This window comes from Parabacteroides sp. ASF519, assembly GCF_000364265.2.
Taxonomy (GTDB): Bacteria; Bacteroidota; Bacteroidia; order Bacteroidales; family Tannerellaceae; genus Parabacteroides; species Parabacteroides goldsteinii.
Genome location: NZ_AQFV02000006.1, coordinates 158099 through 171523, shown reverse-complemented (window position 1 = coordinate 171523; position 13425 = coordinate 158099). Strand labels below are relative to the sequence as shown.

At 45.0% G+C, this 13425-nt stretch carries 6 protein-coding genes; all 6 read left to right on the top strand.

Annotated features, from left to right (window positions below; all coding sequences use genetic code 11):
* Nucleotides 1–153 precede the first annotated feature (153 nt).
* The 6 genes from C825_RS01045 (at nt 154) to C825_RS01020 (ending at nt 12998) form a co-directional block, all read left to right on the top strand.
* Nucleotides 154–1374 (top strand): hypothetical protein, encoded by a 1221-nt coding sequence (locus C825_RS01045; RefSeq protein WP_010801053.1) that lies wholly within the window; start codon nt 154–156, stop codon nt 1372–1374.
* A gap of 178 nt (nt 1375–1552) precedes the next feature.
* On the top strand, nt 1553–3757 hold the full coding sequence (locus C825_RS01040; protein ID WP_010801052.1) for an alpha-galactosidase: 2205 nt from the start codon (nt 1553–1555) through the stop codon (nt 3755–3757).
* A gap of 23 nt (nt 3758–3780) precedes the next feature.
* A complete protein-coding gene (locus C825_RS01035) occupies nt 3781–5778 on the top strand; it encodes an alpha-galactosidase (protein ID WP_010801051.1) in 1998 nt (665 codons plus the stop codon).
* Nucleotides 5779–5799: 21 nt separating this feature from the next.
* Entirely contained in the window at nt 5800–8892 is a 3093-nt protein-coding gene (locus tag C825_RS01030; RefSeq protein ID WP_010801050.1) for a SusC/RagA family TonB-linked outer membrane protein, read from the top strand.
* A gap of 21 nt (nt 8893–8913) precedes the next feature.
* The gene (locus tag C825_RS01025) at nt 8914–10491 is read left to right on the top strand and encodes a RagB/SusD family nutrient uptake outer membrane protein (protein WP_010801049.1); all 1578 of its coding nucleotides are present in this window, start codon (nt 8914–8916) and stop codon (nt 10489–10491) included.
* A gap of 164 nt (nt 10492–10655) precedes the next feature.
* Entirely contained in the window at nt 10656–12998 is a 2343-nt protein-coding gene (locus C825_RS01020; protein ID WP_010801048.1) for an alpha-galactosidase, read from the top strand.
* Nucleotides 12999–13425: the final 427 nt, after the last annotated feature.

The following is a 13425-nucleotide window of genomic DNA, read 5'->3' as shown; positions in this document are numbered from 1 at the left end:
CTTTGTACTGTGGTTTTTTCATAATAGTATTAGATTTAAGGTTAACAAAGTTGGTTAGGGCTTGTCGTGAGACAGGCTTTAATTGTTTATAGGGGGTTCTTTTCTCATCATTTTGTATGAATCTTTGATTTTGAGGTGTTATCTTTGCAAGCTATGGAATATATAGGACTGCATGAAGATAAAATATCACTTGCTGATATTATAAAATATCTTTCTCTTTTGAAAGGTAATATGGATGAATTGAATTTGCTTGAATTCAAAACCATTAAAGGTTGGTTGGTTTATTCTTTGTCATTAGTTCTTTTGTTGTGTATACCTTGTGTAATCATTTTATTAATAACAGGTCTTTTATCCGGAAATATAGATAGCGGATTATTATTGGCTGTTTCTTTTATCCCTTTCCTCTTTATTTTGCCTTTGACATTGTTATTGACTTTCATCAACAATTACAGAAAACCCAAAAAGTTGAGGGAACTAATGCAGACGGTTTTGATGCGTTACGAATGGGATGGTCCTATCAATCAAACCGGACGGTTGCAGTTGGAATGCAGGAAGGACCATTTTCTGTTTAGAACGGAAGTTTTGCGGCAAATGAATCCCAAAGGGCGTAATGTGTCTTTGATTTTCATATCCGTTCCTTTCTATGTACCGATAGAAAAGGAGCTGATACATGCCGAAGATATAATTGCTTATCTGAAAGGCAAGTCTCTTTTCGTGATTGAGCCAGATATGGCATGTTTGGGAATGTCGTTTAAAATGTTTCAGAAACTGGATTTGCGTGAAGATATTGATCAGTTGATTTATGTGATGAAACGTTTTTCCCTTCGCCCCGGAACACTCTTCAAGGCGCAGGATATAACTTTGAAAGTTCCTGAAACACTGGAAATACAGGCACTGTTTATTTTCGGTCAAAAAATAGACCAAAGGTTTCTGAATTGGGCTAACCTGATGCTTGATGCCGGATTTGTGAGTGATAATATGAAAATTATGGCTGAACAAGCATCTCTGACTCTCCCTCAAAAAGAATTGAAGAAAAGAGTGGAGGTGATTTTCCTGGAGTTTAATTTGTATTTCTCTAAAGAGACTGTATTAAATAATTATTTGATATTCCTTATACTGGAAGAACAGGAAGAACGAAGGTCTGTTTTGGAGATTATACAATGTCTGGCCAGTCTCTATCAATCTTCCAGGCTGCCTCTGTTGCAAGAATATGATCTGTTATATAAAGCTAAAAGGGCATTGGATGAAACAGGAGAACAAAATTTCTGGACGGCAGACCCGCCTTTGACGGTCGATAATGTGGATACTTATATATTAACCTATTTGACCAGAAGGCTAGCTGACCTGATAGCCTCTCGAGAAAAGGATCAGTGATCGATCATCCCTTTGTAACAGATGCGTCAAAAAATGACGTAAATGTTGCATTTTTATTAAACCTCTATGAATTAAGCGCATAATTACAAATAATTGGCGAGTTCGTGCTTTTTGTGCTATTGTTTATTGATTTAGTTTGCACCATCAACCTTGAATAAGTAAAATAAATTTGATAGACATGAAAGCACTATTGTTAACTGTTGCCCTGCTGCTGGGGTGCGTAACCGTTTCCTCACAGGATAAAGATACGGGGATAATTACCGTCTCTACAAACGATCTGAGTATGGTCTTTTCGATCTCTCCGGATAAGAAAGTAGTGTATAACTATTTTGGCGATAAATTCCAGGACGTTTCCCCTTTCCTTCATAAGAAGTATAAAGAACAACCGGATAACGGAATCGGTTATGCTCCGGTAATCTATCCGGCTTACGGAGGACGTTTCTTCCTGAATCCGGCATTGAAACTGACCCATGACGACGGCGTTCAGACAACCGAATTAATATATGCAGCTCATCAGGTAAAGAATATAGATAATAATAGAATAGAAACAGTGATACAATTGAAAGATCCTTTGTATCCGGTTTTCGTTAACCTGAACTTCACGGCTTATCAGAAAGAAAATGTAATCTGCCAGTCAGTCTCCATATCCCATCAGGAGAAAAACAAGCTGGCTGTCGAGAATATTGCCTCCGCTTATCTTCCCCTTCATGCAGATTCTTATTATCTGACCCATTTCCACGGGGCCTGGGCTTCCGAAATGCAACTGGTAGAAGAACAACTGACACCGGGTGTGAAACGGGTGGAATCCAAGAAGGGGATACGTACTACCCAGTCTGAAAACTCTTCTTTCCTGCTTTCCCTGAATGGCCCTGCCAATGAAGACATGGGCGAAGTGTATGCCGGCTCCCTGGCCTGGTTAGGTAACTATCTGTCTTCCTTTGAGATAGACGAATGCGGTTTGCTGCATGTCATGAGCGGGATGAATGATTTTGCCTCTACTTATAATCTGGAACCGGGTAAAACGTTGCAGACTCCGGAAATGGTCTGGACATACAGTTCTACCGGTAAGGGACAGGTATCGAGAAACCTCCATGACTGGTCGCGTAACTATGCATTGGCCCATGGAGATCAGGAATTGCCTATCGTCCTGAATAGCTGGGAAGGCGCTTATTTCGATTTTAATGAAAAAACGATTACGGATATGATCGATGACGCTGCTGCTTTTGGCGTTGAAATGTTCGTACTCGATGACGGATGGTTCGGAAATAAATATCCCCGCAATTCGGATAAGGTTGGTTTGGGCGATTGGCAGGTGAACAGGAAAAAACTGCCACGCGGAATCGATTATCTGGCGAAGCATGCGGTAAGTAAAGGATTGAAGTTCGGTATCTGGATTGAGCCTGAAATGGTAAGTCCCAAGAGTGAACTGGCAGAGAAGCATCCGGAATGGATCGTCAAGAGCGGTAAACGTGATATAATCCCGATGCGTAACCAGTGGTTACTCGATTTGAGTAATCCGGAGGTACAGGACTTTGTTGTAAAGACGTTTGATGAAGTGATCGCTTTGTCTCCTGATATCTCTTATATAAAATGGGATGCAAACCGTCACGTGGATAATTTCGGTTCCGAATATCTGTCCAAAGAAAATCAGACTCATTTCTGGATTGACTATACAAAGGGCTTGTACAGTGTTTACGAACGGATTCGTGCAAAACACCCGGATGTTCTTATTCAGTTGTGTTCTTCGGGTGGCGGCCGTCTCGACTTCGGTGCATTGAAATATCATGACGAGTTCTGGGCTAGCGATAACACCAATTCGCTTGACCGTATATTCATCCAATACAGCACAAATCTTTTCTTCCCGGCAAAGGCTACGGCCGCCCATGTTTCGACTACTCCGAATCATCAGACGGGTATGATGGCGCCGCTGAAGTTCCGTTTTGATGTGGCTATGACAGGCCGCCTGGGCATGGAGCTGCAACCCGAAGACTTGACCGGCGACGAACTACCTTTCGCTGAGCAAGCTATAAAGAATTATAAACGTATCCGCCCGATCGTACAGTTTGGAGACCTCTATCGCCTGAAATCTCCTTACGACGGAACCGGCTGGGCTTCACATATGTATATATCTAAGGATAAAAAGGAATCGGTGTTTTTTGCTTATAGCCTGAAATACCACGGACGTACAACATTCTTTGAGACCAGATTGAAAGGACTGGACCCAGCTAAAATGTATAAGATCACAGAGTTGAACAAAGCCGGGAACAGCACCTTCTATGGCGACGGTCAGGTTTTCCCCGGTGATTATCTGATGAAAGCCGGAATCAGCCTGACGATAGGGAATACTTATGAAAGTACCGTTCTGTTGATAACGGAACAATGAAACTATCTATAAATTATCAATACATGAAACTCATCAATTTAAATCTGCTGCTATTGCTCGCCCTGCTTGTATCCTGCGGCGAATCATCCGTTTCTTCGGGAAAGTGGACGGTTAGCTATGACCAGGTGCAGAAAGGCCACCGTATCGAGAAGGAGAACCAGCTTCTTTCCGATGGGGTTTATGCCTCCTACAAGTTGGGTAATAAGTTGGTCACGACCCGTGACTACAAAAAGAGCAGTTCGAAAGTCACCGCTATCAGCGATGCTTTCGGTCAGGGTTCATTGTTGCAGGTGACCTACACGGATAGCAACCTGCCTACGCTTGTACAATCTTTCTACATCTATCCGGAGAAAGATTATCTGCTGACGGAATTTACTCTTCAGGGAGGAGCCGCTGACGTTGAATCGAATTATATGGCCCCGGTTACTATCGACCGCATGCCGGCCGTGTTGGCTGAAGGTGATAACCGCGCGTTATTCCAGCCTTTCGATAACGATTGCTGGATACGTTATCAGTCTCATCCGCTCACTTTCGATCAATTACGTAGCTATGAAGTAGCGACTGTCTTCAACAACGACGACCGTAAAGGTTTTGTCATCGGTTCAGTGGAACACTCCGACTGGAAGACCGGTATCGATATGGGGAAAGGCGACCGTAATAATATCGGTTCATTGGTTTGCTTCGGCGGCGTTGCCGATTCGTTGACACGCGACTCTAAGGCACACGGTGCTTTAAAAGGAAAAATGGTAAAGTCTCCTAAGGTATTTTTCGGTATCTTCAACGACTGGCGTGCCGGACTGGAAGAGTATGGAAAAGCGAATGCGGTGGTTGCCCCTGTAAAGAGATGGCCGGGTGCCGTTACCTTTGGCTGGAACAGCTGGGGCGCGTTACAGTTCAGGCTGAATCATCAGAATGCAATTGAAGTGTCCGACTTTTTCAAAGAAAACCTGCAAAATAACCATTTCGTCAATACAGACGGGAATGTGACGATCGGCCTCGATTCAGGCTGGAACAGTTTCACGGAAGAAGAGTTGAAAGACTTCGTGAATCATTGTACTGCCAACGGCCAGATTCCAGGTGTATACTGGACGCCTTTCACCGATTGGGGAAAACATCCCGAACGGACGATCAAAGACGCTCCTGACTATAAATTCCAGGATGTCTACCTCTACGCCAATGGCCAGCCGCAGGAACTGGACGGTGCTTATGCCATCGATCCGACCCATCCGGCTATCGAGGAGATGATGAAGAAGACATCCGATCTTTTCCGTCGTTGCGGTTTCAAGTATGTAAAGATGGACTTTATGACGCATGGTGCGATGGAAGCCGACAAATGGTATAACCCGGAAATCCGTACAGGTATCCAGGGATATAATTACGGTATGCAGTTGCTGAATAAGTATTTCGGTGATATGTATCTTAACTTATCCATCTCGCCTGTATTCCCGGCCCATTATGCCAACTCACGCCGTATCGCCTGTGATGCCTGGAACAAGATCAAGGATACCGAGTATACGCTGAATGCCCTTTCTTACGGATGGTGGCAAGATGAGGTGTATCAGTATAATGATGCCGACCACCTGGTGTTGCGCGAAGCTACCGAAGGCGAAAACCGTGCCCGTATCACTTCCGGCGCCATTACCGGACTTTATATCGTTGGCGACGATTTCAGCAAAGGCGGCAAACAGATCGACAAGGATCGTGCCTTGAAATTCCTGACGAACCCGGATGTGAATGCCGTAGCCAAAGGGGTTTCTTTCTCTCCGGTAGAAGGAAACGGTGAAAAATCGGAACATCAATTTATTCATCATGATGCAGATGGTACATCTTATTTTGCTATCTTTAATTATTCGGAAGATGAGATGAATGCCACTATTTCACTGGAACGTATGGGACTTGACCCTGCGGCAAACTATCAGGCAAAAGAGCTCTGGAGTGGAAATGAACAACCGGTAAAGGAAAAACTAACTGTGACGGTCCCTGCCAAGGATGCGTTGCTTTATAAAATCAGAAACAACTAAATGTTCTTAAATTTATCAATTATGAAACAGATCAAGCTTTTTAGTATTTTGATGATGCTTGTGTTATGCTGCGGTACCGTTTTCGCACAGGGCATAACGATAACAGGTACAATCACCGACGCTAAAACGTCGGAGTCGCTCCCGGGAGCGAGCGTTGTTCTCAAGGGAACAACGCAAGGGACTATATCGGATATGGATGGAAAATATTCCATCTCTGCAACACCGGGCGCCACACTGGTGATCAGCTATATCGGATATGACACCAAAGAAGTAAAAGTTGGAAACCAGAATGTTATTAACGTAACTCTTTCGGAAGACTCGCAATCTATCGACGAAGTTGTGATTGTAGGTGCTTCCATGAAGAAAAGCGACCTGACCGGTGCTATCTCCCATGTCGACGCCAAGGTGTTGGAGGAAAGACCGGTAACAACTGTTAACGAGGCCCTTCAGGGACGTGTTGCCGGTGTCTTGATCACTAAGGGAACCCGTCCGGGCGACGATTCCAGCATCAAGATCCGTGGTGTGAATACGATTAACTCAGGCTCGGACCCTATCTACGTTGTCGATGGTTTGGTGATGGGCAATGGTTATGGTGGTTTTAATGCGATCAATGTAAACGATGTCGCTTCGGTACAGGTATTGAAAGATGCCTCGGCTACGGCTCTTTACGGTTCGCGTGGTGCTAACGGTGTAGTTCTTATCACGACCAAGAAAGGTAAGATTGGCGAAGGACGCGTAACCTATGACGGATGGGTAGGTTTCTCTAAAATCACCCAGCGTCCGAAGACACTGAATGCACAGCAGTTGTTCGACCTGCGTGTGGATGCTTTTGCCAATGGTTACATGCATGATAATCCAACGGCAAACCGCCAGGATTATATCGATAATACGCTGATGAAAACCAATACGGCTTTCTCCGATGCTGAATTTGAAACGTATCGTTCGGGCAAAAGCTACAACTGGCTCGACGAAGTGATCAGCAGCGGTTTCCAGCAGAACCATTCTGTAAGTTTCTCCAATGCAACGGAAAAGAACAACGTTTATATCAGTTTCGATTACGCCAATATCGATGGATTGATCGGTGATTCGAAAGAAAAGAAATATTCCGGTCGTGTCAATGCGGAATCGATGATCAAACCGTGGTTGAAGATCGGTACGAACTCTTCTTTCTCACGTACGGAAAACAATTTGCCGACAGACGACGTGTACGACAAGGCGCTGAATGCAAACCCGTTGCTGAATCCGGAACCGTTCCGCGATCCGTCGACCCGCTATACCTGGGATTATCTGACACTGTATTACCGTGTCCACAATGAAGGAAACAACAACGATTATAATCCGTTCAACTCGCAGGAAGTAGCCCGCGAACGTGCCCGTAACCGTTTCCTTTCATCCAATTACATCAACATCAATCCGATTGAAGGACTGAATATCCGTTCAACTTTCGCGCTGGACGTTTCTTCACAGACATGGTTCGAATATACACCGAGCTACATCCAGGAAGCGATCCGCCATTATAACGGTGATGCAAGAGCAAAACATGAAAGATGGTCACAGCTGAACTGGCAGTGGGATAACACGATCACTTACGATAAGACGATCAACAAACACCGCATGAACTTTCTGTTCGGTACGAGTACGACTAAGAATACCGAAAACTATACAAAAGCGCAGGGCGACCGTTTCGCCAGCGACGACCTGTTGTGGAACGACCTGAAAGGTGCTGCCGCTAACGATAAAAAAGAACTTGATTCAGATTTCAAGGGCAATACCCTCGTTTCTGTGCTGGGTAGAGTGAACTACAATTATGACCTGCGCTATTATCTGACGGCAACGGCCCGTTATGACGGTTCTTCCAAATTTGCCGAAGGCCACCGTTGGGGTATTCTTCCTTCTTTCTCTGCTGCATGGGATGTGACGAATGAAGCGTTTATGGAAGACCAGACAATCTTTGACCGTTTGAAAATGCGTGTCGGTTACGGTGTGGTTGGTAACCAGGATATCGAAAACTATGCGTATCGTACGCTTTATTTCTCTTCTGTCAGCAACGGTGAGGCTTCTTACGCGACCAGTGGTTTGAGAGGTACGCCTGCCATCACTTGGGAAAAACAGAAACAAACGAATATCGGTGTCGATATGGCATTTCTGAACGATCGTTTGAACGTTTCTCTGGACGGGTTCTTTATCAAGAACGATAACTTGCTGATGAAACATTCATTGCCGTTGACTTCCGGTTACAGTGAAACATGGGAGAATATCGGTTCTGTGAAGAATAAAGGTTTCGAAGCGACTATCAACGCAACCCCGATACAGACAAGAGACTTTACCTGGAATGTAAATGCTAACATCTCCTTTGACAAGAACGAGGTTTCGAAACTGTATGGCGATGTAAAGGAAATCCTGAACGGTTCCGACCGTGAGAAGAACATCTTCCTGGGCGAATCGCTGAATAACATTTATACTTATAAAACAGGCGGTATTGCTAATGAGTCGAACCGTAGCCAATGGGAAAATCTGGATTTCAACGGTAAACATGTCAGCTTGGGTGACTTGTTCCCATTGGATGTTTCCGGTCCTGACGGTGTACCCGACGGCGTAGTCGACCAGCTTGACCGCGTAGTGGTGGGTAAGAAAGACCCGAAATTCTATGGCGGATTTGCAACAGACTTCAACTATAAAGGTATCACCCTGAATGCTGTTTTCAACTATTCTTATGGAGCGAAGAAGATCAGTTCTTATTATGAAACATTGATTAACAGTACAGGTACAAGCATGGCTTCCGAAGATTTGCTGAATCGTTGGACACCGGAAAATACAGGAGCTTCCGTTCCCCGCGTGATCGCCAATACCAGCAGCGGTTACAATCGTTACAACCCGTCGGATATGGATTACACGATCCAGAATGCATCTTATCTGCGTTTGTCTACCCTGACATTGGCTTATTCATTCCCGAAGCCTCTGTTGAGCCAGATCAAAGTGGAAAACCTGCGTGTTTACTTTACTGCATCCAACTTGTTCTGTATCACCAAATATAAGGGATTCGATCCTGAAACAGGCGACTACGGTTATCCTCCGACAAAGATGTATGTGTTAGGTTTGAACTTTAGTTTTTAATGGAATAAATAGGAAACAATTATGAAAAAGAGATATAATTTAATCGGATTACTGGCTTTGGCGCTTACAGCCGGGATCACCACATCTTGTTCCGATTTCCTGACACAGGAGAACAAGAAAGCACTGACAGAAGAGCAGATCTATTCGGATGTCGAGTTTATCGAACTGAATCTGAAAGGTATATACAATACCTGGCGTGATAACACCCGCCAGGATGAACGGGCCTGGTTCCTGATGACCGGTACTGACGAAATCCAACGTGGAGCCCTTCAGAATAAAGGAGGCGGTGAAGGCGCGGCAATGGACCGTTACGATGCTAATATGAATTCATTGCATAGTAAGGTAAAAGATCAGTGGAACAAACGTTTCCCGATTGTTACCGCCGCTGCCAAGATTATCCGTGCATTGGATACTCCTGAACTGGTTGAGGGATCGAAAGAAGCCGGACTTTTGGGTGAAGCCTGTTTCGTCCGTGGTTTCGTCGATTATGAACTGGCTATGTACTGGGGTGAAATTCCTATCATCGACCTGGATAAGCTGGATGAAACGGGTTATGGCCGGCAGCCGCTGACCGATGTATGGCAATTCATTATCAACGACCTGGAAAAGGCTGCTAAGTATGCTCCGAAAACCAATACCGCCGGTCGTGCTACTTCCGGTGCCGGTTACACTATGCTGGGTAAAGCCTATATGTCCGCCCCGGTTGAAACAGGACTCCGTGACTTCAATAAGGCAAAGGAATGCTTTGAAGCAGTAATAGGTATGGGATACCAACTGGTTCCTTATGCCGATCTGTGGAATTACGAAAAACCGAATACAGCCGAGTCTATCTACGAATTTCAGTTCAACAATAACCCGAACCGTAATCAGATTCAGTTTCAGATCGGTTCGCGTGTAGCACAGAACTGGTGGACCGATGGTTGTTATTTTGCTGGCTACGACCATGTAGTTGTTACTGAATATGCTTATGAAACCGTAGAGAACGGCGGTATTTGGGAAGACGGAGATGTTCGTAAAGAAGAAAGTATCCGCTACGATTTCACTTATTATGGCGAAGTTCCCAACTATGAATGTGTAGCCTGGGAAGACCTGGGTGAAGACCATGACGAGTTGAAACCGCATGTAAAGAAATATGAAGATTTCCGTACCGACCAGCATTCCGGACTGGGTATCAATAATATGTGGAACTCGGGTAAGAATATCCCGGCTATCCGTTATGCCGATGTGCTTCTCAGTTATGCTGAATGTCTGAATGAATTGGGACAAACCGGGCAGGCTGTCGAAAAGGTAAACGAAGTGCGTAACCGTGCGTGGGGCTTTAGTATCCCGGCTGATAAGAAATGGGATGCAGGCATGTCGCAAGATGTTTTCCGTACAAAGATATTGGATGAACGTATCCGTGAGTTTCTGGGTGAGAACTGGCGCCGTGCCGACCTGATCCGTACAGGCAAGTTTGTCGAGTATATTAAGGAACGCAATAAATGGGCGAAACGTTCGGGTACGATACAGGATTATAATGTCCGTTATCCGATACCTAACGAAGAGATCGAACAGAATCCGGACATGACGCAAGACGATCAGAACCCGGGTTACAGATAGTAGTAGGGCTGCCCCCGTTCCAAAACAGGGAACTACGAGGGAACTGTAATCGACTAAGCACTAGTCGATAATGGCAAAAAGATTGTAAGAAGAAAAACACCGGGGAGGCATGTCTTTGCCCGGTGTTTTATTTACTAACCGAATTAAGCTAATATACAAGGATCATGAAAAAGAATTTACAAAGAATTACCCTGCTTTTTTGTCTTGTCTGCCTGTTTATCGGGAGGGAGACGTTTGCGGCTGATCAGCAGACGATAACTTCCGGTGACTGGAAGATCGTTTATAACAACGATACGAAAACCTGTGATTTTATCCATAAAGGAAAAACAATCCTGGCTGGTGTCTTCGTCCAGGCCAAAGATAAAGACCAACTGCTGCGCAGTACGGAATACGGGCAGCCGACCTTCTCGGAAGAAGCTGTCGATGACGTTTTCGGTGCCGGCCATAAATATACATTTACCTATGCCGGACAGGAGGGAGCACCTTCCTTGCAACAGCTGTTTTATTTCTATCCTGATAAAAGCTATTTCCTGACAGAGGCTTTTATCCTTTCAGAAGCCGGTACATCGAGTAATTATATCGCTCCGGTTGTTACCGAAACAGTCAACTCTTTCCTGAATACGAATACCTCCAACCGCGTGTTATCCGTCCCTTTCGATAACGATGCCTGGATCGGCTATTCCTCCCTGGCCTTGTCGGTCGACTCCGTATCGTTCGAGGTTACTTCTTTCTACTGTGGTGATACCCGCGAAGGGTTGGTAATCGGCTCGGTAGAACACGATACCTGGAAGACCGGAGTCCGTTATTCCACTTCCGGCAACCAGAAGGTAAACCGTCTCGAATGTTTTGGCGGCATAAGCCATCGCGTGACCCACGATATAGATGCTACCGGAGCAAAAGCCCACGGCAGCATTTCCGGCACTAAACTGAAATCACCGAAGCTCTTAATCGGTATGTTCGACGATTGGCGCGAAGGGCTGGAAGCCTATGGCGAGGCCAATGCCTTGATCGCGCCTCCCCGTAAATGGTCGAAAGGCAATATCTTCGGTTGGAACAGCTGGGGCGCCATGGCTGAGAAGCTGAACTACGAAGGTGTGCTGGATGTCTCTGATTATATCAGTACGAACCTGCAACCGAACAATTTTACCAATGACGGCACGGCCTATGTCATCCTCGATTCTTATTGGGATAACCTGACTGATACCCAGTTGAAATCATTCGCCGAACGATGTGTTGCCAACGGACAGGTTCCCGGCATTTACTGGGCTCCTTTCTCCGACTGGGGGGAAAACGGCAGCCGAACGATGGAAGGGAGTAACTATAAATACGGGGAAGCCTATTTATATGTAAACGGACAGCCTAAAAAGATCGCTTCCCGTGCCCTGGACCCCACGCATCCCGGAACCCGCCAGCGGATGAGTTATTTCATCAACCGCTTTAAAGATTTAGGTTATAAATATATCAAGTTCGATTTCCTGAATAATGCGATCCTTGAAGCGGACTCTTATTATGATAAGAATGTAACGACTGGCGTTCAGGCTTACAACAGCGGAATGAAATATCTGACGGAATTGTGCGGAGACGATCTGTTTATGGCTCTATCCATTGCGCCTGCATTTCCGGCTCAATACGGCAATTCCCGTCGTATCAGTTGTGATGCCTGGGGAGCCAAAGAGGATACGGAATATGTTATGAACGGCCTTTCTTATGGTTGGTGGCTCGACAAGGTGTATAACTTTAATGATGCCGACCACCTGGTGCTTCATAGAGACGATTATAACGAGGATGAGAACCGTATGCGTATTACCTCCGGTGTGATTACCGGAACATATATCCTGGGTGATAACTTCAGCCAGAAGGGAACATGTGTCGGGGAGTTGGCAGCCCGACAGAAAGCAGAAAAGTTTGCAACGAATGCGGAAGTAAACGAAGTTGCCCGTATCGGTAAATCTTTTTATCCGGTAGAAGGGGCAAAGGCTTCGGGAAAGAATAGTTGGGGACGTAACCGCGGCGAGAATCTCTTTATGCTGGATACGGAAGATTATTTGTATGTTGCGGCTTTCAACTATAAAGACCTGGCCTTCTCGGAAAATATAAAATTGTCGAGACTGGGAATCGCCTCTTCCGATGTAAAAGGAATTAAGGAATTGTGGACCGGGCAGGATGTGTCATTGCAAGACGAAGAAATCCCTGTATCCTTACCCAAGTATGGCGTGAAACTATATAAGATAGAGAAGAAAGGTACCGGTACCGGACTAACTGGTCTTACTGCGCCGGATAAAAAGATTACAGGCTGGGTGAAGGATGATCATTTGTTCATTCAGAGTGAAGAGACCTTGAATGGTCTTTTCATTTACTCGGCGCAGGGAACATTGGTAAAGCAACTTCCGGCTTTATATCCGCAGGCCCGCTATGATATAAATATCGCTGATTTGCCTAAAGGCATGTTTCTTGTCCAGGCAGTCACTTCCGTGCAGGAGTCAGAATGTTTGAAGTTCGTGAAATAATGGTATCTGTTTCCCCTCTGGAGAGGGGATTAAGGGGTGTGTTAAAGCTAGCTATAAGGCGGAATGATAACACACCCCCTGCCCCCTCTCCAGAGGGGAAAAGTTACTCTCCGGCTGTTAATTTTAGTAGAATTTGGCTGTAATCTATATAGTTTTGTGTTCAGTAACAAAATTTGACTGGAATAAGTGTTTTGCTTAACGTTTATTAGTCTGAAAAGGCTTGACAAAAGGCCTCTACAGCCTTATCTTTGTACTGTGGTTTTTTCATAATAGTATTAGATTTAAGGTTAACAAAGTTTGGTTAGGGCTTGTCGTGAGACAGGCTTTAATTGTTTATAGGGGTTTGCTTTATGCGAGCCTTATTATATCAAACTAACAGACAATAAAAAAGGGAACATCAGGTCAATTGATGTTCCCTTTCTTTTTA